We start from the raw sequence: 22,589 nt of genomic DNA, 5'->3' as shown, positions 1-22,589 counted from the left end.
ACGACACCGCGCACTAAAAAATCGGGGGACGAGACGGACGAACGAACAGGCGGACGGACAGACGGGCGGATAGACAGACGGGCGGGCGGGCGAAGCCGGGCGTTAGAGCCAGCCGTCGCGTTCGAGGAGTTCGCCGTTGAGGACGGACGCGCCGGCCGCGCCGCGAATCGTGTTGTGCGCGAGGCAGTTGTACTGCACGCCGTCCGGGGTCTGCTGGACGCCGCCGGCGGCGACCGCCATGCCGTCGCCGAGGAAGCGGTCGAGGCGGGGCTGCGGGCGGTCGGGCTCCTCGAACGTCTCGATGAGCGGGCTGGGCGCGCTCGGGAGGTCTTGACCGGCGTAGTCCTCGAAGGCGGCGAAGACGTCCTCGACCGTCGGGTCGTCGTCGAGCTCCGCCCAGACGTTCTCCAGGTGGCCGTCGAGCGTCGGCACGCGGTTACAGGACGCGGAAACGTCGACGTCGTGCCAGTCGATTTCGCTCCCCGTGAACTCGCCGAGGAGTTTGCGACTCTCGGTCTCCATCTTCTCCTCCTCGCCGCCGATGTGCGGGATGACGTTGTCGAGGATCTCCATCGAGGAGACGCCGGAGTAGCCCGCGCCGGAGACGGCCTGAAGCGTGGACACGTGGACGCGGTCGAGGCCGAAGCGGTCGAGCGCCGCGAGCGTCGGGACCATCGTGATGGTCGAGCAGTTCGGGTTCTTCACGAGCGCGCCGTCCCACCCGCGCTCGTCGCGCTGGACCTCGATGAGGTCGAGGTGGTCGGCGTTCACCTCGGGGATGACGAGGGGGACGTCGGCGGCGTTCCGCTCGTTCGAGGAGTTTGAGGAGACGACGTAGCCGGCCTCGCAGAAGCCGTGCTCGACGCGCTCGGCGACGCTGGAGGGGAGCGAGGAGAAGAGGAGGTCGACGTCGTTCGGAACCGCCTCGGGCGTCGTTTCGAGGACGTCGACGTCGGCGACCGAATCCGGGATGGGCGTGTCGACGCGCCACTTCGCGGCCTCCTTGTAGGGTTTCCCGGCGGAGTCACTGGAGGCGGTGAGCGCGGCGATTTCGAAGTCGTCGTGGCTAGAGAGGAGTTGAATGAAGCGCTGGCCGACGGCACCAGTGGCTCCGAGTACACCTACGCGAGTCATACGCGTCCCCTATCGGCGGGACGGACAAAGCACTTCGGGTGCTGGAAAATATGGCTTAGTTGCGTTTGTGCGTGATGTAGCCCGCGATGCGGTTGCGGACCGGCTTCGACTCGATGTTCGTGAGCTGCTCGACGGCTTCCTTGTTGTGATCGAAGTCCTCCGTGCTGAACGCGTCCGGGTAGCGCTCCATCAGGATGTTCCCCGTCTTCTTGACGTAGTCGGGCTTGATGGCCATACTTCCGCTATCTATCGCCGCGCGTTAAAACGTTCTGAATGTCCTCCCGCCGCCGGCCGCAAACGCCCCGCACGCGACCCACGCGTATGCGGGAGATACGCACGGGCGTGGTCGTGGTCGTAAACGCGCCGAGAGCCCGCGCCGAAGCCGAGACCGATTGCTACTCGCGCCAGCCGGTGAGTTCGTCGAGGAGCGCGAACGCCTCGCGCTCTCGCTCCCCGCCGCATGTCTCGCAGACGCCCGCGAAGTAGTCGAGGCGCTCGCGGAGCGCGTCCGTCTCGTAGCCCGGCACGTCCAGCCGCGACGCCGCCACCGTCGCCTCCACCACGGCGTAATACCCGCGGTTCGCCGTGAACGGCCGCTCCGCCACGACCCGGCTCTCCACGGGCGTCACCGCCCACTCCTCCCACTCCGTCCCGCCGTCGACGCCCGCCTCCAGCGACTCGACGTCGACACGCGCCCACGCGTCCGCCGACGGCAGTATCGGGTCGTCGACTTCGTGCACCGAACACGCCGCCCGCACGAACACAACCGGGTCCGGCGTGAACTGCACGTAGCCTTCGCCTTCCCGGTGGAAGTTCCCCCGCGTCCGCGTCCGCCCCCACGTTCGCGCCGACGCGCGGCTCTCGACTCCGTCGCTCGCTCCGTTTGCGTCGGTATTCGCCGACGCACGGCCCGCGGGTCCTTCCCTCCCGTTCCCTTCCTCCGCACCGCCGCTCCGTGGCGGCGCGTGGACTCCCAGCGCCGCGACGTTCCACCGGCCGTTCGGACCGCGCGTCGTGACGACGGTTTCGGTGACGCCGCGGAGGACGACCGGCCACGCGGTCATACGGTCACCCCGCGTTCGAGGGCGAGGAAGATGCCGGCGCAGGTGAGGTCCGCCGTCGTTCCCGGATTGACGTCGCGCGCGACGAGGTCGTCCGCCCACTCCTCGACGGCTTTTTCCGACGCTCCGCGGAGTTCGTCGGCGCGCTCGCGCACGCGTTCGGCGGTCTCGCGGTCGTGCTGTGTGGCGACGAGCGTGTCGGGTTCGCGCGCCAGTTGGTCGAGGAAGGCGCGGGCGGCGCGGTCCGGGAGCGGACCTTCGCCCCGCTGAATGACGTCGGCGATGCGGAACGCGCGCGGGAACCCCTCGCGCCACTCGGCGGCGTTCAGGTCGCCGTCACTGTTCCCCATGACGTCGGCGAGGGTGAGGTCGCGTTCGCGGAGCGCGGGAATCGCGTCGCTCCCGTGGCGGACGTCGAGGGCGTCCCAGCCGTCGGGCGGGTCGGCGACGGCGACGTCGACGTGTTCGAACGCGCGGTAGAAGCCGGCGGCGTCGTCGACGGTCGTCGCGTCGGTGACGCGCGCGGCGGCCTCGCGGGTCGGCGGTCGCCCCCCGCGGGCGGCGGCGACGAGCGGAACGAGCAGGAGGAGGCAGCCGAACTGCGTGTTCCCGCCGGTCTGCTCGCTCATCCCCGCGACGGCGCGTTCGAACGCCTCGCCGACGGGCGCGCCGGATTCGGCGGCTTCGAGGCCGGGGCGCGCGCCGACCCCGCCGGCGAGGAAATGCTCGAACCGGAGGCCGTCGAGGTCGCGGTGGCGGTCGACGTTCCCGGGTTTCGGCGTGCTCGCGACTTCGAGGTGGAGCGCGAGTTCGGCGTTCGCGGCGGCGCTCCGCCGCATCACTCGCCCCGCTCGTCGAGCGCGTCGCGGACGCGTCGGAGGACGCGCGGGTTGTCGCTCGGCCGGCCGACGGAGACGGCGTCCGCGCCGTACCCGAGGTATTCGTCGACCGACTCCCGGCCTCGAACGCCGTTGTTCGCCACGAGGACGCCCGGGAAGGCGTCGCGGCACGCCTCGACGACCGCCTCGGAGTCCATCGCGTCGACGTGGAGGACGCTCGCGCCGGCGGCGTCGAGGCGGCCGGCGAGCGCGGGGAGGTCGACGCCGTCGACTTCCGCGCGGACTTTCACCGAGACCGTCGCGCCTTCGCCGGCCGCGGCGGCGACCTGCTCGCAGAGCGCGTCGGGCCGCGCGAGGAGCGATTCGCCCGCGCCAGCGGCGCACATCTCGCCCTGCCGGCAGTGCGCGTTCACCTCCAGCCACGCGTCTCGCTCGGCGCAGACGCGCGCCGCCTCGCGGAGCGGGGCGAGCGTCGTCGCCCGGACGTTGAACCCCGTCTCGATGGGTGCGTCCGCGAGCGCGTCGAGCTGGTCGGCGACGAACGCGACGGGGTCGTCGGGGAGGAACTCCGTCCGCTCTCTGTCACGCGCCATCTCCCGCGCCGCCTCGCGGGTGGCGTCGTCGAGCGCAATCCCCCCCAGGACGGCGCGGTCGGCGTACTCGCTCGCGGCGCGCGCCCACTCGGCGTCCGCCTCCCCGGAGAGGCTCGCGAGCACGAGCGCCGGGGGGTCGCGTCCGCTCACGCGCCCACCTCCGCGAGCGCGTCGCGGCAGGCGCGCGCGACCCGTTCGGCGTCCTCGTCGTCGTCCATCCGCGTGTCCGTGCGGACGACGGGGCGGTCGAGGTCGGTCCCGTCCGCCGCGTCGAGGACGAAGGCGTCCGCGAAGTCGTAGGCGTCGGCGACGCCGCGCGTGCTCGCCTCCCGCCCCGTCCCCGCCATCAGGTCGGCCGCGGGCCCGGAGAACACGTCGTCCTCGACGAACGGCGACACCGCCACGACCCGCGTCTCGTCGAGCGCCTCCCTGAGCGCGTCGAGCGCGAGCATCGGCCCGAGGCTCGTCACCGGATTCGACGGGCCGACGACCACCGGGCCCTCGCGAATCGCGTCGACGGCCGCCGTCGCCGCCGTCGCCGCGTCCGCGCCGCGGAACTCCACGTCGGCGACTGTCGGGGCCGCGCGCTCGCCGACCCAGTACTCCTGAAAGTGCATCGGGTCCGCTCGTTCCTCCACGTGGATCAGCGTCGCCACCGGGTCGTCGCTCATCGGCACGACGTCGTAGGGCACGTCGAAGGCGTCGGCGAGCGTCCGCGTCACTTCGGTGAGCGATTCCCCTTCGTCGAGCAGGCTCGTCCGCAGAACGTGAACCGCTCGGTCCTCGTCGCCGAACGTCATGAACTCGCGCGCGCCCGAGAACCGCCGCCAGCGCGAGATGTCGCGTCCGCTCGTCTGCGCGTCGGCGTCGAGATACCGCGGGCCCTCGGGAATGCCGGCGGCGTCGGCGAGCCGCTCCAGTTCGTCGTGCGTCGTCGTCGTGTCGCCCTCGATACCCCACCAGAACTCGCGGTCGAGGACGCCGCCGCCGTCGAAGAGCACCGTGTCGATGTCGGGGGAGACGAACAGCCCGCCGAACTCCACGTCGTCGCCCGTGTTACAGACGACAGTGGTGTCCGCCGGGTCGAAGACGTCGCCCGCGCCCGCGAGCAACTTCGGCGTCCCGGTGCCGCCAGCGAGAAACGTCGTCATATCCGGAGAGAACACTGGGAGGCATTAACCGCTTGCGTCGTCGGGGAAAAAGCGCGATACCGCGGACGGCGCTCTACGAGGCGGTCGTGTTCGCCCTCGCGTCGTCGAGCCACGGCGGCGGAGAGACGTCCGTGGACCCGAGGTCCGTGTAGCGGCCGGTGACGTCCATCGTTCCGACGCCCTCGTAGGCGACGTGGTAGCGGTACTTCTTCACGAGGCCGTCCGAGCGGACGTAGACGCGGAGCGTCGACGTGACGTTCGCGTCACTCCCGCCCATCGTGGTGTTCGTGCCGGCGAGCGCGGAGAGCGTCTGGTTCTCGTGCGCGACGTACTCGTGGACGGTGTCGCCCTCGACGGTCGCCGTGCCGTTGTGCGTGAAGTTCACCGACTCGGTGAGGTTCCCGAGGCCGAGGTGCGTGAACTGCGAGGCGTTGTACCGGCCGTCGTCGCCGCGCGCGTACTGCGTGCGGTCACCCATGGTGAGGCGGAGGAACGCCGTGCCGTTCCCGAACTGGTAGACCGAGAGATTCCCGAGCGCCGTCGTCGTGTTCACCGCGAGCGCGTCCGACTCGGTGTCGACTTTCACGGTCGTGCCACCGGAGAGGCTCGACGACGCCTGCTCGTCACCGAACGACGTGTTCGTCGTGAGTCGGTACGTGAAACTCCCCGACTCCTCCAGAGCCTGCGTGTGCGACTGCTCGACTTGCGTGCTGTTCAGCGGCGTCTGATAGGGCTGCCCGCCGCTCCCGCTACACCCAGCGAGGACGACGAGCACGACGAGGAGGACCGGTCCGAACTGGCGGAGACGCATACCCGACCGGTCGCCCGCGCCGGATAAATAGCCGGCGTTCCGCGAGCGACGGTTTTTGTATCGTGACGGCGAACCACGAGGTATGTCGACTATCAAGGACTCCGTCCACGACCACATCACGGTCGACGGAGTCGCCGCCGACCTCCTCGACACGCCGCCCATCCAGCGCCTCCGCCGCATCAAACAGTTAGGGACGGTCTCCTACGTCTACCCGTCCGCGAACCACACGCGCTTCGAACACTCCCTCGGCGTCTACCACCTCGCCTGCGAAGCCCTCGACCACCTCGGCATCGACGGCGCGCGCGCCGAACGCACCCGCGCCGCCGCCATCCTCCACGACATCGGCCACGGCCCCTACAGCCACAACGTCGAATCCCTCCTCCACCGCCACACCGGCCGCTACCACGACGACGTCGACGACCTCGTCGCCACCGGCCCCGTCGCCCGCGTCCTCGACGACCACGGCATCGACCCCGCGACCATCGCCGACATGGTGCGCGGCGACGGCGAACTCGCCCAGCTCGTCGCCGGCGAACTCGACGTCGACCGCATGGACTACCTCGTCCGCGACGCCCACCACACTGGCGTCCCCTACGGTACCATCGACCACGAACGCCTCGTCCGCGAACTCGCCTTCATCGACGGCGAACTCGTCCTAGGTGAAGGAAACGTCCAGACCGCCGAATCCCTCCTCGTCGCCCGCGCCCTCATGAACCCCACCGTCTACAACCACCACGTCGCCCGCATCTCGAAGGCGATGCTCCGCCGCGCCACCGAAGCCCTCGTCGACGCCGGCGACGCCCAACCCCAGCGCGTCCGCCGCATGGACGACGCCGAACTCCAAGTCGCCCTCCGCGCCCACGACGCCTCCCGCGACCTCGCCGACCGCCTCGCCGACCGCGACCTCTACAAACGCGCCGTCTGGGCCGAAATGGCCGACGTCTTCGAAGACGTCGTCGACCCCGACGCCGGCCTCCTCGACGCCACCCACGGCGAACGCCGCGCCCTCGAAGACGACATCGCCGCCGACGCCGACGTCGACCCCGACCACGTCATCATCGACGTCCAATCCGCCCCCGGCATGCGCGAAACCACCACCCGCGTCCTCGTCAACGGCGACATCCGCCGCCTCGGCGACCAATCCACCCTCGTCCGCGCCCTCCAGATGGCCCAACGCGAACAGTGGCGACTCGGCGTCTACACCCCCACCGAACTCACCGAACCCGTCGGCCGCGCCGCCGAACGCGTCCTCGGCCTCCAAACCGACGGCGCACTCATCGCCGAAAACGCCTCCCACGGCCAATACACGAGTCTGAGCGACTTCTAGCAAGCCCTTTTCCGGGCGCAAAGCGCCCGGAAAACCCCTTGCAGATTCCCACCCTTGCCGTTGGCAGACGCAGACGGGCCGCCTTCGGCGGCCCGCGTCATCACGCGGTACGTCGACCGCTTCCGCCACCGCACTGCTCCGCTTCCGCTACCGCACTGCTCCGCTTCCACCACCGCACTGCTCCGCTTCCGCCACCGTACTGCTCCGCCACCGTACAACTGCCGCTTCCGCATTGACCATCATTCGGCGGGCTGTCGCGCGTTTGGAGTCGTGACCGGCGCGCGGGCGCGGTGGAAGTCCCGAGGGATGCCGAAGGCGAACGACCCATAGGGCGGGGCGTCGAAGCGGCGAGTATGCAGGAAACGTTCGAAGGGACGGTTCTCGTCGGCCCCGAGTTCGAGGCCGTCGAGGGCCGCGTCGTCGTCGACGACGGCGAAATCGCGAGTATCGAGGAGGAGTCGGTGGCGAGCGACGACATCGTGCTGCCGGCGTTCACGAACGCGCACACGCACATCGGCGACTCCATCGCCAAAGAGGCCGGTCGGGGGATGGAGCTCGACGAGCTCGTCGCGCCGCCGGACGGCCTGAAACACCGCCTGCTCCGGCGGGCGTCGAGCGAGGAGAAGGTCGCGGCGATGCGGCGCAGCCTCCAGTTCATGGCCGAGACGGGGACGGTGTCGACCATCGAGTTCCGCGAGGGCGGCGTCGAAGGCGTGGAGAACATCCGGGAGGCCGCCGACGGGACGGGCGTCGACCCGTTCGTGCTCGGCCGCGAGGACGAAGCCGTGCTCGAAATCGCGGACGGGTTCGGGGCGAGCGGGCCGAACGACGGCGACTTCACCCGCGTGCGGAACGCGACGCGAGAGCAGGAGAAGTTCTTCGGGATTCACGCGGGCGAGCGCGACGACTCGGACATCAACCCCGCGATGGACTTAGACCCCGACATGCTCGTGCACATGGTGCACGCCGACACCATCCACTTAGAGCGGCTGGCGGACGCCGACATCCCCGTGGCGGTCTGCCCGCGCTCGAACCTCGTCACGAACGTCGGAACGCCGGACGTGAACGCCCTCCTGGAGACGACGACGGTCGCGCTCGGGACGGACAACGTCATGCTCAACTCCCCGAGCATGTTCCGGGAGATGGAGTTCACGGCGAAAGTCTGCGGCGTGGACGCCGTCGACGTCCTCCACATGGCGACGCGCGCGGGCGCGGAGATTATCGGCGCGGACAGAGGCGTCGTCGAGGAAGGCCGGCCCGCCGACCTCCTCGTGCTCGACGGCGACACGGACAACCTCGCCGGCTACCGGGACGCCGTCCGCGCGGTCGTCCGGCGCGCCGGCGCGAGCGACGTCACGGACGTTCACGCAGCGAGCGTCGACCAGTAGCCGGTCAGGAATCGAACGACAGCCGAACGGTAGCCAAACAGCAGTCGGCCAGTAGGGACGACAGCGCGGCTTAGGCCGGCCGGAGGTGCTCGCAGTCGCCGGCGTGGACGACTTCTTCTCCTCCGTCGGTGTCGACGACGAGCGCGCCGACGTCCGTGACGTCGACGGCGTCGCCTTCGACGGGTCCCTGTGCGGTGCGGACGCGGACGCGCTGGCCGAGGGTGGCGCTGCGGTCGCGCCACGCGTCGAGAATGTCGTCGGGGGCCGCGCGGAGGCCGTGGAAGCGTTCGAGGACGTCGCGCGTGAAGGCGGCGCGGTCGACGTCGCCGCGTTCGGCGCGGAGGCTCGTCGCGTCCTCGCCGAGTTCGTCGGGGTCGAGGTTCGCGTTGACGCCGACGCCGAGGACGACCCAGGACACGCGGCCGGCCTCGCCCTCCATCTCGGTGAGGATGCCGGTGAGCTTCCGGCCGCCGCGAGCGGTAGACGAGTCGGGGACGAGGACGTCGTTCGGCCACTTGATGGCGGCGTCGACGCCGCGGGCTCGGGCGGCGTCGGTGACAGCGACGGCGGCGGCGAGCGTGAGGAGCGGGACGCGAGCGGGCGGCCAGTCCGGGCGGAGGACGAGGCTCAGCCAGATGCCGCCGGACGGGCTGGCCCAGGCGCGGCCGCGGCGGCCGCGGCCGCCGGTCTGTTCGTCGGCGAGCACGACGACGTCGTCGCGGCCGGCGGCGGCGAGTTCTCGCGCTCGGTCGTTCGTGGACGCGACGCTGTCGTGGTATTCGAGGTCGAAGGGCGCGTCGAGGCCGAGTTCGACGGCCGCGCCGCCGAACTCCGGGGCGGCTTCGAGGACGTAGCCGTCGTCGGTCGAGTCGATGCGGAAGCCGTCCGCGCGGAGGGCTTCGACGTGCTTCCAGACTGCGGCTCGGGAGACTCCGAGGGCGTCGGCGAGCGTCGGCCCGGTGACGGGGCCGTCGGCGACGCGTTCGAGGACGGCCCGGCGCGTCTCGTGCATACCCGGCTCTCGGGGCCGGACGGAGAAAAGCGTAGACGTCTCGCTCAGAGTTCGAACCAGCCGCTCGCCTCGTCGAGGTGCCAGCGCTGCTCGATGCGGTGGGTCGCGCGGAGTTCGACCTGCGCGTCGAAGCCGTCCGCGATGTCGGTGACGAGGTGGTCGTCGCTCGGCGCGTCGAGCGTGCAGTGACCCATTCCTTTCGTTTCGAGGAACACCTCGGCGAGGTGGTCGAGGGTCTCTCGGATGTCGGCGTACGCGTCGGTGGCGTGGAACTCGCCGAAGCACGGGACGCCGACGCGGAGTTCGCTCGGGTGGTAGCCGCGGTCGGGTTCGAGGTCGTCGACGGCGTCGGCGACTGCGTCTCGGAGACTCGTCGGGTCGCCGGCGTCGGGTCTGAGCACGCGGACCGTGTCGTCGTCGGCGCTCACACCGCTCGGCAGGTAGTGTCCGGGGTGTTCGTCGTTCAGCACGAGGACTCGGCGGCGCGGCTCCTCTGGCGCGCCGAGAAGCCGCCTCGTGGCGAGCATGCGGCCTTCGTCCGGGACGTCTCCCGTGACGAGAAGCGAGCAGCCGCGCTGTTTGAGCGATGCGAGCCGTGACGTGAAGTCGGGTGCGTGTTCTCGTGTGACCATCTTCCCCCGCCCCCCAGCGGATCCGTGTTAGCCAATGACAACTCGGCGGTCGCGTCGGAAAAGGCTGGTGGCTGACGTGAGAGGTTAGAGGTCGAACCAGCGGGTGGGTTCGTCGAGGTGCCAGCGCTGCTGGACGTGCGGGGTTTCGCGGAGTTCGAGGTGGGCGTCGAAGCCGCCGGCGACGGCGTGGGCGTCGTCGCTGGCGACGTGGAGGCGGCAGTGGCCCATGCCGTTCGCGTCGCGGACGCGGTCGCCGACGGAGCGGGCGGTGCGCGCGACGACGTCGACGTCGCCGCCGCGGTCGGTGGTGACGACGCCGACGCGAAGCTGGCCGGGGTCGTAGCCGGCGTCGGGTTCGAGGGCGGTGACGGCGTCGCTGACGTCGGCGGCGACGTCGGTCGGGTCGGCGGTGTCGGGCCCGTCGTCGACGACGGCGACGTGGTCGTCGGTCGGGGCGACGCCGCCGGGGAGGCAGTGGCCGGCCGGGACGTCACCGCCGAGGACGAGGACGCGTCGGCGCGATTCGGTCGGCGCGCCCATGAGCCGCCGCGTCGCCGCGTGTCCCGCGTACGAGGAGACGTCCCCGGAGACGAGGAGTGAACACCCGTCCGTCTTGAGTGCGTCGAGGCGCGTGACGAACGACCGGTGGTCACCCCCCGTCATGCGTCGATAGGTCGCCCATCCATCTTCATTCTTATTTCTGAGAACATCATTGTTGCAAAAAAGGGTGGCGGCCGGGTGAAATCGCATGAAGACGGACGTCTGACGCTCGGACGACAGAAAATGTCTATAGAACGAGAAGAATCGGAGTTACTCGATGACGACGAGGACGTCACCCATGTCGACGCTCTCGCCCTCCGAGACGAGCACCTGCGAGACCGTGCCGCCGTGGCTCGCGACCACGTCGTTCTCCATCTTCATCGCCTCCAGCACGAGGAGGACGTCGCCCGCCGCGACCTCGTCGCCCGCCGCGACGTCAACGGAGAGAATCGTCCCCTGCATGTCCGCCTCCACCGTCTCGCCGTCCCCTTCGACGACCGGCGTCTCCGCCTCGCTCCCGCTCGACTGCGCCGACTCGGGGCGCTCCGCGCGCCCGCTCGACCCCGACGCCGGAGCCGCCAGCGCCGCGCCGCCGACGTCCTCCAGACTCACGTCGAAGCGCTTCCCGTTCACCTCGACCGTGAACTCACGCTCGACGCGCTCTTCCTCCTCGCTCTCCGAGGAGTCGTGCTCCGGCCCCCACTGCTCCTGGGCGTCCACGAGCCGGCTCTTGTCGAAGTCCTCGTCGAGGTACTTCGTCGTGTGCTCGCCGTCGACGAACGTCTCGTCCTCCAGCATCAAGCGGTGGAACGGGATAACCGTAACTAAGCCGTCGATTTCGAACTCCGCGAGCGCGCGCTTCGACCGCGCGATGCACTCCTCACGGTTCTTCCCGTACACGACGAGCTTCGCAATCATCGAGTCGTACTCGCCGTTGATTTCGTCGCCCTGCCGGAGCGCGTCGTCCATCCGCACGCCGATGCCGCCCGGCGGGTCGTAGACGTCCAGCGTCCCGGTCGCCGGCGCGAACGACTTCGACGCGTTCTCCGCGTTGATACGGAACTCCATCGCGTGCCCCTCGATCGCTACCTCGTCCTGCGAGAAGTCGAGTTCCTCGCCGGCAGCCACCCGGAGCTGGTGCTTCACGATGTCGATACCCGTAATCTCCTCGGTGACCGTGTGCTCGACCTGAATCCGCGTGTTCACTTCGAGGAAGTAGAACTGGCCCTCGGACACGAGGAACTCGACCGTGCCGGCGTTCACGTAGTCGGCCTCGCCGACGCCGCGCCGAGCGGCCTCGCCGATGTCCGCGCGCACGTCGTCGGAGAGCGTCGGCGACGGCCCCTCCTCGATGACCTTCTGGTGGCGGCGCTGCAGGCTGCAGTCGCGCTCGCCGAGGTGGCGGACGTTCCCGTGCTCGTCCGCGATGATCTGCACCTCGATGTGCTTCGGGTCCTCGAGGTAGCGTTCGAGGTAGACCGAGTCGTTGTCGAAGTACGCCTCGCCCTCGCGCTTCGCGGACGCGAGCTGGTCTTCCGCTTCCTCCTCGCTCTCCACGATCTTCATCCCGCGGCCGCCGCCGCCGCCCTCCGCCTTGATGGCGATGGGGTAGCCGTGCTCCTCGCCGAACGCGCGGACTTCCTCGGCCGTCTCGACCGGGTCCGTCGTCCCCGGCACGATGGGGACGTCCGCGGCGTCCATCACCTTCCGCGCCTTCGTCTTCTCGCCGAGCGTCTCCATCGACTCCGACGCCGGCCCGACCCACGTCACGCCCTCCGTCTCCTCGACGAGCGCCGCGAAGTCGGCGTTCTCCGCTAAGAAACCGTAGCCCGGGTGAATAGCGTCCGCACCGGCCTGTAACGCGGCGTCCACGATGGCCTCCTGGTCGAGGTAGGAGTCCGCGGCGCGCGCCGGCCCGACGTTGTACGCTTCGTCCGCGTACCGCACGTGGCCCGCGTGCTTGTCCGCGTCACTGTAAACCGCGACGGTGTCGATCCCGAGGTCCTCGCACGCGCGCATCACGCGCACGGCGATTTCTCCCCGGTTCGCGACGAGAACCTTCTCGAACATACCTGCAATTCTTACACCGCCCTACTGAGAGTGTCGGTTCCGAGTCGCCCCCTCCCTCTGGTCGGTGGCGACTCGGAACTCGGGAGCGGCTCCGCTATCCGTCGTCGACGTCACCAGTCGCGTGCGTCGGCGTCGCCGGTCGTGAGTTGTGTGTGGGTTCGGCGAGCGTGTCGCTCGTCGGGTAGTTTCGCTAAAAATCTGCGTTTCGAGTGCCGCCGTGTGGCGGCGAGAGCGCCTTAGAGGCGCTCGAGGTTTTTCGCGCGGGGACCCTTGGGAGCGTCCTCGATTTCGAACTCTACTTCCTGTCCCTCTTCGAGGTCGGGTCCGCCGATGTCTTCCATGTGGAAGAAAACGTCGTCGTCTGCGTCCTCGGTGGAGATGAAGCCGTAACCGCCAGTGTCGTTGAAGAAGTCGACCTTACCGCTTGCCATTGCAACTCCTCGTATGCGGGGGCCACTGATAACCCTTCCGTGAGTCGGCGTCCCACGGCGACCGGGGTGGAGTGGGGTGCGGTGGGAGCGTCGCGGGGCGAGGAGAGGTGTCGCGAGTGGGTTAGAGCCGGTCGATGCGGCCGGCGGCGGTCCAGGCGTCGGTGGGCGCGCCGTCGGGGACGCGTTTCGGTTCCTCGCCGAGGGCGTCGAGGCGGCCGGCGAACCGCCACTTCTCGCCCTGCCAGGTCTCCTCGGTCGATTCCGCCGCGGCGGCTGCGGCGGCGACGTCCGTGAGGTGTTGGCCGACGGCGGCCGTGATCGCGGCGGCCTCCTCGACGTCGGCGTCCTCGGGGATGTCGAGGCGCATTTAGAGGGGGATGTTGCCGTGTTTCTTCGACGGGCCCTCCTCGCGTTTGGACGCGAGCATCTCGAGGTCGGAGACGAGCCGGGGGCGGGTGTCCTGCGGTTCGATGACGGCGTCGAGGTAGCCGCGGTCAGCAGCAGTATATGGGTTCGCGAACTCCTCGCGGTATTCGTCGATGAGTTCCTCGCGGAGTTCGTCGGGGTCGTCGGCGTTCGCGAGCTCCTTCCGGTAGAGGACGTTCACCGCACCCTTCGGGCCCATGACGGCGATTTCGGCGGACGGCCACGCGTAGTTGACGTCCGCGCCGAGGTGTTTAGAGGCCATGACGTCGTACGCGCCGCCGTAGGCCTTCCGGGTGATAACGGTGAGGAGGGGGACGCTCGCCTCGCTGTAGGCGTAGAGGAGTTTCGCGCCGTGCCGGATGATGCCGCCGTGCTCCTGGTCGGTGCCGGGCATGAAGCCGGGGACGTCGACGAAGGTGAGGATGGGGACGTTGAACGAGTCGCAGTGGCGGACGAACCGGCTCGCCTTCTCGGACGCCTCGATGTCGAGCGTGCCCGCGTTCACGCGCGGCTGGTTCGCGACGATGCCCACGGAGCGGCCGTCGAGGCGCGCGAACCCGACGACGATGTTCGGCGCGTACTGCTCTTGGACTTCGAAGAACGAGCCCTCGTCGACGACGGAGTCGATGACGCTCGTCATGTCGTAGGGCTTCCGGGGCTGGTCGGGGACGATAGAGGTGAGCTCTTCGTCGCGGCGCTCGGGGTCGTCCCAGGGCTCCACGCGGGGTGGGTCTTCGACGTTGTTCTGCGGGAGGTAGGAGAGGAGTCGCCGAATCTGGTCGAGTGCGGCCTCTTCGTTCTCGCAGGCGAAGTGCGCGACGCCGGATTCGCTGGCGTGCGTGGTCGCGCCGCCGAGCTCCTCGAAGCCGACCTGCTCGCCGGTGACGGTCTCGATGACGTCGGGGCCGGTGATGAACATGTGGCTCGTGTCCTTCACCATGAAGATGAAGTCGGTGATGGCGGGCGAGTAGACCGCGCCGCCCGCGCAGGGCCCCATAATGGCGGAGATCTGGGGGATAACGCCAGAAGCCTTCTCGTTGCGGGTGAAGATGTCGGCGTAGCCGGCGAGGCTGGAGACGCCCTCCTGGATGCGCGCGCCTGCCGAGTCGTTCAGGCCGACGACGGGCGCGCCGACCTCCATCGCGCGGTCCATGACCTTACAGACTTTCTCGGCGAAGACCTCGCCGAGCGAGCCGCCGAAGACGGTGAAGTCGTGGGCGAAGACGAAGACGGTGCGGCCGTTCACTTCGCCGTAGCCGGTGACGACGCCGTCGCCGGGGATCTGTTCTTCTTCCATCCCGAAGTTGTGCGAGCGGTGCGTGCGGAGCTTGTCGAACTCGTTGAAGGTGTCGTCGTCGAGGAAGTAGTCGACGCGTTCGCGCGCGGTCATCTTCCCCTTGTCGTGCTGGGATTCGATGCGCGCCTCGCCCCCGCCGAGCTCGGCGCGTTCGACGCGTTCGCGTAACTCCTCGATGCGCTCTTCCATCGTCATCTGTTACTCGTGGCTTCAGCCACGGCGTGCAAAAGGGTTGCGAGACGGCGAGCCGCGAGAAATCGGGGTTCGACGCGCGTCGATAGCGCGGGGTCAGACGGCGGAGCCGGGCCGGCGGAGGGTCGCGTAGGCGGTGAGGGCGAGGAGGACGGCGACGCCGACGAGCTGGGTCGTGCCGGAGACGGTGACGCCGCCGAGCGCGACGTCGGCGACGGTGACGCCGAGCGCGCCGAGGACGCCGGTGACGAGGGTGAAGAGGAGGAAGACGGGGAGGACGACGGCGACGGCGTAGAGCCACGGGGTGGCGAGGCGGCCGGCGAAGTCGCCCGCGCCGGTGCGGAACTCGTCGACGGCGTCCTTCCCGAGGACCCAGCCGACGAAGAGGAGGAAGCCGACGAGGCCAGTCGTGAGGAGGAGGTCGACGAGGGTGCCGGAGACGAAGGCGAATATCGCGGGGAAGAACGCGCAGACCCCGCTCGTGACGGCGAAGAGGCTGAGGAGGCCCGCGACGGCGGTGTGCCGCGAGTGCTCGCGCTCCTCCACGAGGTAGGCGACGGGGATTTCGAGCATGCTGATGGAGCTGGAGAGGGCGGCGAGGAGGACGACGCCGAAGAAGACGACTCCTAACACCTGGCCGTAGGGGAGGGTCGCGAAGGCGGCGGCGATGGAGACGAAGACGGCACCGGGGCCGCCAGCGCCCGCGCCGTCGCCGAGCGCGAAGAGGAGGGGGAAGACGACGAGGCCGGCGAGGACGCCGACGAGCGTGTTGAGGACGGCGATGGCGGTGGCGTCCGCGGGGAGCGAGCGGTCCTCGGAGAGGTAGGAGGCGTAGGTGAGCATCGTGCCGCAGCCGAGGGAGAGCGTGAAGAGCGCCTGGCCGGCGGCGGCGGGCAGGATGTCGAAGGCGTTCGCGCGGAGAGTGGCGAGGTCGAAGGCGAGGTAGAAGGAGACGCCAGCGCCCGCGCCGGGGAGGGTGAGCGCCCACGCGGCGAGCGCGACGAGGAGGACGAGGATGGCGGGCATCATCACTTTCGAGGCGCGTTCGATGCCGGCGTCGACGCCGCGGTAGACGACGAATCCGGTGAGCGCGAGGAAGGCGAGCGCGAACGCGAAGGCGTCGAGGCCGCTGCTCGCGCCCGAGAAGTACGCGCCGGGTTCGGCGAAGTACGCGCCGGTCGCCGAGGTGAGGAAGTAGCGGAGCGTCCAGCCGCCGACGACGGCGTAGAAGGAGAGGAGGAGGACAGCGGTTCCGACGGCGAGGAGGCCGGGGGCGCGCCAGCGGTCGGAGTCGGCGAGTGAGACGAGCGCGCCGACGGGGCTTCGGTTGCTTCGCCGGCCGATGACGAGTTCCGCGAGGAGGCCGGGGACGCCGACGAGGACGATGACGGCGAGGTACACGACGAGGAAGGCGCTGCCGCCGTTGTCGGCGGCCATCCAGGGGAATCGCCAGAGATTGCCTAGCCCGACGGCGCTGCCGACGGCGGCGAGGATGAACCCGAGGCGTGTCCCCCACGAGCCACGTGTTGTCATTGACCCCTCGTAGCGAGTAGGCGGTAAAGAGGATTTCGACTAACGAACCGTCAAAACACAAATCTCACGGTCGTTGATGGCCGTTGCGCCGTCTTTCGGGTTCAAAACGGTCGGCTGAAATCGGGTTGAAGTTACGATTCGTCGGCGCTAGAAGTAGCCGCCGGTGGTGAGACCGGTGTAGAGGGAGGTCACGCCGAGGTAGAGCGTGTAGAGGACGACGATGGGGACGACGACGCGCACCCACCAGAGCCAGATGGTGGTGAGGGGCGCGGTGCCGGGGACGTCGCCGACGACGCTGCCGCGGCCGAGTTCATCGAACGCTTCCGCGTCAGCCACCCAGCCGACGAAGACGGCGATGAGGAAGACGGCGACGGGGAGGAGGACGTTGAAGACGAGGTCGTTGTAGAAGGCGAGCCAGGTGATGCCGAAGGTGGAGGGGACGCCGACGACGAAGGTGACGACGCCGACGCCGACGGCGATCTTCCAGCGGTCGTAGTCGTAGGTGTCGACGACGTACGAGGTGGGGGCTTCGAGGAGGCTGATGGAGCTGGAGAGCGCGGCGAAGAGGAGGACGACGAAGAAGACGAATCCTAACACTTGGCCGGCGGGGAGCTGGCCGAACGCGCCGGCGAGCGCGGTGAACGCCGTACCCATGCCGCCGGAGGTCGTCGTCGGGTCCTCGAGCGTGGAGAAGAGGACGGGGAAGACGGCGAAGCCGGCGAGGAGCGCGACGACGGTGTTGAGGACGACGATGATGGCGCTGTCGCCGGGGAGGCTGTCGTCGCTACCGAGGTAGGAGGCGTACGCGATCATCACGCCGAACCCGAGGGAGAGCGTGAAGAAGGCCTGTCCCATGGCGGACGGGACGATGGAGCCGAAGTTGCTGAGGATGACGTCGACGTCCGGGGAGAGGTAGTAGCTGTAGCCCGCGCCAGCGCCGGAGAGCGTCGCGCCCCAGCCGGCGAGACCGATGAGGAGGACGATGATGGCGGGAATCATGAACTTGGTCGCGCGCTCGATGCCGTCGGCGACGCCGAACGCGACGATGCCGATTGTGATCGCCATGAACGCGGCGTGCGTGACGATTGCGCCGGGGCCGGCGGAGATGGCGGCGAAGTAGCCGGCGGTGTCACCGAAGTACGCGCCGGTGAGGCTGCCGACGATGTAGCGGAGCACCCAGCCGCCGACGACGCTGTAGAAGGCGAGCGTGACGAAGGCGGCGAAGACGCCGAGCGCGCCGGTGAACGTCCAGTTACTGAAGCCGAGTCGCTCGAAGGCGGAGATGGCGTTCTGCTCGGAGCGCCGGCCGATGACGAACTCGGCGAGCATCGTCGGGAAACCGATGAGGAAGACGGCGAGGAGGTAGACGACGAGGAACGCCGCCCCACCGTTGGAGGCCGTCTGGAAGGGGAACGACCAGATGTTGCCTAACCCCACGGCGCTGCCGACCGCGGCGAAGATGAACCCCGCGCGCGTCGTCCAGGTTTCTCGTGTTGACATAGCGTGTCACGTCACTGGTCGGCCCCCCGCAATAAGCCACACGGATTGCTGCTCCGTCACACATTCTCGACACGCATACAGAACAGACAGATATCCGATGGGAACGAGAGAGTCGCCGTCACGGAACCACGGTCGCAACTCGTTCCCGACGCCCACGCGTCTCGTTCGTCGGCGAACGCGACACCGCGTCCCGTCCGCGCGAACCGCTTAAGCCGCGCGCCCGTCACGCATCGAGTATGCCCGCCACATTCGACCCGTCCCGGCTGTTCAGTGGGGACGCGCTCGTTCTCGCAATCGGCGTCGTCGTCACCGTCCTCTTCGTCGCACCGCTCCTCAACGTCTCTCTCGCCGGCGTCGTCGGTGGTTTGCTCGCGCTCGCCGAGTTCGCCGCCGTCGCGCTCGCGCTCTACTTCCTCCTTCGCATCGCGGTCGCCGCCGAGCGCATCGCCGCGGCGCTCGAAGACTGAGGCGTTAGACGTCGACGACGAGCTTCCCGAAGAAGGACGCGTCGAGGACGTCGCGCTGGGCGTCGGCGGCCTCGTCGAGCGCGTAGGTGTCGTGGACGTCGGGGACGAGCAGGCCGTCCGCCATCAGCGTGGCGAGCGACTCTAGCACGCCCGCGAAGTCCGGCGTGTTGTACATGCTCATGAAGTGGAATTCGACGTCCTTCGAGCGCGCCGCGCCGACGGCGTCGAAGCCGACGGCGGGGTCGTCCTCGCCGATACCGACGACGCGCGCGCCCTCGGCGGCGACGTCCGCGTCGAACTGGAGGTAGTGGTCGAGCTTGTGGTCGAGGACGACGTCGGGGTTCCCGGCGTCGACGACGGCTTCCGCGAGGTCGTCGCGCGCGTAGTCGAGGATCGCGTTCGCGCCGAACTCGGGCAGGCGGCGGTGGTACGCCTCGCTCGCTGTTGTCGTTACGCGTGCGCCCGCGGCGTCCGCGAGCTGGACGGCGACGTGGCCGACGCCGCCGCTCCCGCCGTGGACGAGGCAGGTCTCGGCCGGGTTCAGGTCGCCGTGGTCGAAGAGCGCGCGCCACGCGGTGACGCCGACGAGCGCGACGGCCGCGCCCTCGACGAAGGAGACGCCGTCGGGGAGCGCGGCGAGGCGGTCCTCGGGCGCGAGGACTTCCTCCGCGTACGTCCCCTGCCGGTCGTTCCCGAGGCCGGTGCCGAAGACGCGGTCACCGGGCTCGAAGCGGGTGGCGTCGTCGCCGACGGCGTCGACGACGCCCGCGACGTCGCTCCCGGGAATCATCGGGAGCGCCGGCGGAGCGTACGCGCCCTCGCGGAAGTAGGTGTCGACGGGGTTCACGCCCGCCGCTTCGACGGCGATTCGCACCTCGCCCGGACCGGGCTCCGGCGTCGGCACGTCGTCGACCTGCAGGACCTCGGGACCACCGTGCTCGTGATAGCGGACTGCGCGCATACCCGAACCGTCGGCCGCGGCGCGGATAAGTGTAGGCGGCACGTCCGGCCGCGAGGCGATTCGTCGACACGCGCGAGTAGCGGCGGATCAGCCCTTGTTCCAGGCTTCGAGCGTCATGACGGCCATGGCGGCGAGGAGGCAGAGACCCCAGACGAATTCGAGGATGCCGATCTGGTGCATGCCGGTGACGCCCTGGGCGACGAGGGTGGCGGGGAGGAGCCACTGACCGAGGACGAAGCCGTAGACGACGACCGTCCGGCGGGTGCCGCTGGTCTCGAAGTGGTCGACGGCGAAGCCGGTGGCGACGGCGAGGATGCCGAGGACGCCGAAGTGCGCGTGCGCGCCGACCCACTCGGCCCAGAAGGCCGGCGGGCTCCCCATGAGGTAGACGACGTTCCCCATCCCCCACAGCATCTGTACGGTCAGTCCGAGGAAGCCGGACGTCTTGAGTAGTCGTGACATCAAGACAACTGTAAAATCCGGACGTGATAGTTCTTGGTGTCACGGGTGTCGCGGGCCCTGTGAGCGGGGCGCGTCACCACATACCCAAATGGACGGTTTTATGCGCGGACGGGTTGGACCATCGAACGCATGAGGCTTCACGAATTCCAGGCGAAGGATGTTTTCGCCGAGGCGGACATCCCGACGCCGCCGTCTGCGCTCGCGACCACGGTCGACGAGGTCGTCGAGCAGGCGGAGCGCATCGGGTATCCGGTTGCGGTGAAAGCACAGGTCCACGTCGGCGGCCGCGGGAAGGCCGGCGGCATCAAACTCGCCGAGGACGAGGAGGAGGCGCGCGACGCCGCCGAATCCATCCTCGGCATGGACCTCAAGGGCTACCAGGTCGATAAGGTCCTCGTCGAGGGCGCTGTCGACTTCAAGAACGAGCTCTACGTCGGGGTCACGATGGACCGCGGCGAGGGCAAGCCCGTCGCCATGGTGTCCACGCAGGGTGGCGTGAACATCGAGGAGGTCGCCGAGGAGAACCCCGACGCGATCGCCCGCGAGCACATCGACCCCGCGTTCGGGATGCATCCCTATCAGGCGCGGAAGGTCGTCTACGACGCCGGCGTGCCGAAGGAGCTCGCCCGCGGCGTCTCCAGCGTCCTCACGACGCTCTACGACATCTGGGAGGACTCGGACGCGAGCGACGCCGAGATCAACCCGCTCATGGTCACGACGGACGACGAGATCATCGCGGCCGACGCCGTCCTCAACATCGACGAGGACGCGCTCTTCCGCCACCCCGAGTTCGCCGAGTACGAGACCGAGGCCGCCGAGAACGACCTCGAAGCCAAAGCCAACGAGTACGGCTTCGACTACGTCCGCCTCGACGGCAACGTCGGCATCATCGGGAACGGCGCGGGGCTCGTCATGACGACGCTCGACCTCGTCGACTACTACGGCGGGAAGCCCGCGAACTTCCTCGACATCGGCGGCGGCGCGAAAGCCGAACGCGTCACGAACGCCCTCGACATGGTCTTCTCCGACGAGAACGTCGACTCCGTCGTCTTCAACATCTTCGGCGGCATCACCCGCGGCGACGAAGTCGCGAAGGGCATCAACACCGCCCTCGAACAGTTCGACGAGATTCCCAAACCCGTCGTCGTCCGCCTCGCCGGCACGAACGCCGTCGAAGGCCGCGAAATCCTCAACGACGAACTGGTCACGGTCGAAGAAACCCTCGAAGGCGCTGTGCAGCGCGCCGTCGAATACGCGGAGGACGAACAATGAGCATTCTCGTAGACGAAGACACCCGCGTCGTCGTCCAGGGCATCACTGGCGGCGAAGGGAAGTTCCACACCGAACAGATGATCGAGTACGGCACCAACGTGGTCGCCGGTACCTCGCCCGGGAAGGGCGGTCAGGAAGTCAGCGGCGTCCCCGTCTACGACACCGTCGACGAGGCCGTCGAGGAAGAGGACGCGGACGCCTCCGTCGTCTTCGTCCCGCCGGCGTTCGCCGCCGACGCCATCTTCGAGGCCCTCGACACGGACCTCGACCTCGTCGTCGCCATCACCGAGGGCATCCCGACGCAGGACATGGCCAAGGTCAACAAGCGCCTGTCCGAGGTCGACACGCGCCTCCAGGGCCCGAACTGTCCGGGGATTATCACGCCCGGGGAAGCCAAACTCGGCATTTTACCCGGTAATATCTTCTCCGAGGGGAACGTCGGCCTCGTCTCCCGCTCTGGCACCCTCACCTACCAGGTCGTCGACTCCCTCACCGAGCGCGGCATCGGCCAGACCACCGCCATCGGCATCGGCGGCGACCCCATCATCGGCACCTCGTTCATCGACGCTCTCGAAGAGTTCGAGAACGACCCCGAGACCGACGTCATCGCCATGTGCGGTGAAATCGGCGGCGAGGACGAGGAAGAAGCCGCCGCGTACATCGCGGAGCACATGGATACGCCCGTCGTCGGCTTCATCGCCGGCCGCACCGCGCCCCCCGGAAAACGCATGGGGCACGCCGGCGCAATCGTCTCCGGCAGCGGCACGGGCACCGCGGAATCCAAAATCAACGCCCTCAACGACGCCGGCGTTCCTGTGGGAGATACCCCCGAGGAAGTCGCCGAGCACGTCGAAGACCTCCTCTAACTCCGCCGACGCCTTCTCTCTTTATCGAACGCCGCCGTAGCCGTGCTCGCCGTAGCCCTGCCGCCCGTAGTCCGACGAATCGTTCGACGTCGTCGGCGCGCTCCCGAACCCACCGCCGCCCGTCGACCCACTACTGCTACCGCCCGTCGACCCATCACCGCTCCCGCCTGTCGATCCACTACCGCTTCGTGTCGACCCGCCGCCAGCGCTGCCTGTCGACCCACCGCTCCCAGTCGCCGACTCGCTGTTCTCCGGGGTCTCGGTCGTGGTCTCGTCGCTGGTCGCCCCACCGTTTGACGAGTCCGGGGCGGTCGTCGTCGCCGTCGGTGGCGTCGTTCCGGGGGCTGTGGTCTCGTTCGACGCCCCGGTGGACGTCGACGTGGTCGGCGCGAGTGTCGTGCCGCCGTAGCCGACGGGCGTCGGCGTCGACGTTTCGTCGCTCGCGCTCTCACTCGCCGTCGCGCCCTCGTCGGGCTCGTCGGGCTCGCCGTCGCTCACGGCGTTACAGCCCGCGAGGGACGCCGCGCCGAGCGCCGCGAGGAAGCCGCGTCGCCGCAGCCGCGACCGTGAATCCCCATCCTCCATACCCACCCCTAGCGCTCGAAGTATAAACGTCCGTGGCGG

Annotated in this window: 24 protein-coding genes; 5 read left to right on the top strand and 19 right to left on the bottom strand. The window is 69.1% G+C overall.

Annotated elements, in window-relative coordinates:
• Positions 1-102: 102 nt before the first annotated feature.
• The 7 genes from asd to IEY26_RS04385 all read right to left on the bottom strand — a co-directional run bounded on the left by asd (position 103) and on the right by IEY26_RS04385 (position 5,589).
• Positions 103-1,134: an aspartate-semialdehyde dehydrogenase gene (gene asd / locus IEY26_RS04415; RefSeq protein WP_188976223.1), complete on the bottom strand. Its 1,032-nt coding sequence runs from the start codon at positions 1,132-1,134 to the stop codon at positions 103-105.
• A 55-nt stretch (positions 1,135-1,189) separates the two neighbouring features.
• The gene (locus IEY26_RS04410; RefSeq protein ID WP_188976221.1) at positions 1,190-1,369 is read right to left on the bottom strand and encodes a 30S ribosomal protein S17e; all 180 of its coding nucleotides are present in this window, start codon (positions 1,367-1,369) and stop codon (positions 1,190-1,192) included.
• Positions 1,370-1,529: 160 nt separating this feature from the next.
• Complete coding sequence (locus tag IEY26_RS04405; RefSeq protein WP_188976219.1) at positions 1,530-2,198, bottom strand: DUF447 domain-containing protein; 669 nt, start codon at positions 2,196-2,198, stop codon at positions 1,530-1,532.
• Complete coding sequence (locus IEY26_RS04400; protein WP_188976217.1) at positions 2,195-3,034, bottom strand: triphosphoribosyl-dephospho-CoA synthase; 840 nt, start codon at positions 3,032-3,034, stop codon at positions 2,195-2,197. The genes IEY26_RS04405 and IEY26_RS04400 overlap by 4 nt, the downstream gene beginning before the upstream one ends.
• On the bottom strand, positions 3,034-3,777 hold the full coding sequence (locus IEY26_RS04395) for a tRNA-dihydrouridine synthase (protein WP_188976215.1): 744 nt from the start codon (positions 3,775-3,777) through the stop codon (positions 3,034-3,036). Before IEY26_RS04395 ends, IEY26_RS04400 begins: the two co-directional genes overlap by 1 nt.
• Positions 3,774-4,778: a 2-phospho-L-lactate transferase gene (gene cofD / locus IEY26_RS04390; RefSeq protein ID WP_188976213.1), complete on the bottom strand. Its 1,005-nt coding sequence runs from the start codon at positions 4,776-4,778 to the stop codon at positions 3,774-3,776. Before cofD ends, IEY26_RS04395 begins: the two co-directional genes overlap by 4 nt.
• A gap of 73 nt (positions 4,779-4,851) precedes the next feature.
• Positions 4,852-5,589, bottom strand: coding sequence for a DUF7537 family lipoprotein (locus IEY26_RS04385; protein WP_188976211.1), 738 nt, complete (start codon positions 5,587-5,589; stop codon positions 4,852-4,854).
• Between the two features lie 82 nt (positions 5,590-5,671).
• Between IEY26_RS04385 and IEY26_RS04380 the strand changes: the two genes are divergently transcribed.
• Together IEY26_RS04380 and IEY26_RS04375 are read left to right on the top strand one after the other, a co-directional pair.
• The gene (locus IEY26_RS04380; protein ID WP_188976209.1) at positions 5,672-6,916 is read left to right on the top strand and encodes an HD domain-containing protein; all 1,245 of its coding nucleotides are present in this window, start codon (positions 5,672-5,674) and stop codon (positions 6,914-6,916) included.
• A 353-nt stretch (positions 6,917-7,269) separates the two neighbouring features.
• Positions 7,270-8,304, top strand: a complete 1,035-nt coding sequence (locus tag IEY26_RS04375) for an amidohydrolase family protein (RefSeq protein ID WP_188976207.1) — start codon at positions 7,270-7,272, stop codon at positions 8,302-8,304.
• A gap of 70 nt (positions 8,305-8,374) precedes the next feature.
• On the opposite strand, the gene IEY26_RS04370 is transcribed toward IEY26_RS04375, so the two are convergent.
• The 9 genes from IEY26_RS04370 to IEY26_RS04330 form a co-directional block, all read right to left on the bottom strand.
• Positions 8,375-9,316 carry a biotin--[acetyl-CoA-carboxylase] ligase gene (locus IEY26_RS04370; RefSeq protein ID WP_188976205.1) on the bottom strand — a complete coding sequence of 314 codons (942 nt, stop codon included), beginning with the start codon at positions 9,314-9,316 and terminating at the stop codon, positions 8,375-8,377.
• Between the two features lie 44 nt (positions 9,317-9,360).
• Positions 9,361-9,948, bottom strand: coding sequence for a DUF7504 family protein (locus tag IEY26_RS04365; protein ID WP_188976204.1), 588 nt, complete (start codon positions 9,946-9,948; stop codon positions 9,361-9,363).
• Positions 9,949-10,032: 84 nt separating this feature from the next.
• The gene (locus tag IEY26_RS04360; RefSeq protein WP_188976202.1) at positions 10,033-10,611 is read right to left on the bottom strand and encodes a DUF7504 family protein; all 579 of its coding nucleotides are present in this window, start codon (positions 10,609-10,611) and stop codon (positions 10,033-10,035) included.
• 147 nt (positions 10,612-10,758) lie between these two features.
• Positions 10,759-12,558, bottom strand: a complete 1,800-nt coding sequence (locus IEY26_RS04355) for an acetyl-CoA carboxylase biotin carboxylase subunit (RefSeq protein ID WP_188976201.1) — start codon at positions 12,556-12,558, stop codon at positions 10,759-10,761.
• 236 nt (positions 12,559-12,794) lie between these two features.
• The gene (locus tag IEY26_RS04350; protein WP_188976199.1) at positions 12,795-12,989 is read right to left on the bottom strand and encodes a cold-shock protein; all 195 of its coding nucleotides are present in this window, start codon (positions 12,987-12,989) and stop codon (positions 12,795-12,797) included.
• Positions 12,990-13,110: 121 nt separating this feature from the next.
• Positions 13,111-13,356 carry an acc operon protein gene (locus IEY26_RS04345; protein WP_188976197.1) on the bottom strand — a complete coding sequence of 82 codons (246 nt, stop codon included), beginning with the start codon at positions 13,354-13,356 and terminating at the stop codon, positions 13,111-13,113.
• Positions 13,357-14,901, bottom strand: coding sequence for an acyl-CoA carboxylase subunit beta (locus IEY26_RS04340; protein ID WP_188977108.1), 1,545 nt, complete (start codon positions 14,899-14,901; stop codon positions 13,357-13,359). It abuts the gene before it with no gap.
• 99 nt (positions 14,902-15,000) lie between these two features.
• Complete coding sequence (locus IEY26_RS04335; RefSeq protein ID WP_188976195.1) at positions 15,001-16,437, bottom strand: sodium-dependent transporter; 1,437 nt, start codon at positions 16,435-16,437, stop codon at positions 15,001-15,003.
• Between the two features lie 147 nt (positions 16,438-16,584).
• Complete coding sequence (locus tag IEY26_RS04330) at positions 16,585-17,937, bottom strand: sodium-dependent transporter (protein ID WP_188976193.1); 1,353 nt, start codon at positions 17,935-17,937, stop codon at positions 16,585-16,587.
• Positions 17,938-18,173: 236 nt separating this feature from the next.
• On the opposite strand from IEY26_RS04330, the gene IEY26_RS04325 reads away from it, so the two are divergent.
• Positions 18,174-18,404, top strand: a complete 231-nt coding sequence (locus IEY26_RS04325) for a hypothetical protein (protein ID WP_188976191.1) — start codon at positions 18,174-18,176, stop codon at positions 18,402-18,404.
• A 4-nt stretch (positions 18,405-18,408) separates the two neighbouring features.
• On the opposite strand, the gene IEY26_RS04320 is transcribed toward IEY26_RS04325, so the two are convergent.
• Together IEY26_RS04320 and IEY26_RS04315 are read right to left on the bottom strand one after the other, a co-directional pair.
• Positions 18,409-19,365, bottom strand: coding sequence for an NADPH:quinone reductase (locus tag IEY26_RS04320; RefSeq protein WP_188976189.1), 957 nt, complete (start codon positions 19,363-19,365; stop codon positions 18,409-18,411).
• Positions 19,366-19,452: 87 nt separating this feature from the next.
• Positions 19,453-19,827 (bottom strand): hypothetical protein, encoded by a 375-nt coding sequence (locus tag IEY26_RS04315; protein WP_188976187.1) that lies wholly within the window; start codon positions 19,825-19,827, stop codon positions 19,453-19,455.
• A gap of 129 nt (positions 19,828-19,956) precedes the next feature.
• On the opposite strand from IEY26_RS04315, the gene sucC reads away from it, so the two are divergent.
• A complete protein-coding gene (gene sucC / locus IEY26_RS04310; protein ID WP_188976185.1) occupies positions 19,957-21,099 on the top strand; it encodes an ADP-forming succinate--CoA ligase subunit beta in 1,143 nt (380 codons plus the stop codon).
• Positions 21,096-21,965, top strand: coding sequence for a succinate--CoA ligase subunit alpha (sucD, locus tag IEY26_RS04305; RefSeq protein WP_188976183.1), 870 nt, complete (start codon positions 21,096-21,098; stop codon positions 21,963-21,965). Before sucC ends, sucD begins: the two co-directional genes overlap by 4 nt.
• 21 nt (positions 21,966-21,986) lie before the next feature.
• Here sucD and IEY26_RS04300 read toward each other — a convergent pair whose 3' ends face one another.
• On the bottom strand, positions 21,987-22,550 hold the full coding sequence (locus tag IEY26_RS04300; RefSeq protein ID WP_188976181.1) for a hypothetical protein: 564 nt from the start codon (positions 22,548-22,550) through the stop codon (positions 21,987-21,989).
• Positions 22,551-22,589: the final 39 nt, after the last annotated feature.

The sequence above is a fragment of the Halocalculus aciditolerans genome (genome assembly GCF_014647475.1).
Classification (GTDB): domain Archaea; phylum Halobacteriota; class Halobacteria; order Halobacteriales; family Halobacteriaceae; genus Halocalculus; species Halocalculus aciditolerans.
The sequence above is the reverse complement of the archived record's forward strand: the minus strand, read 5'-3'. Positions and strand labels throughout refer to the sequence as shown.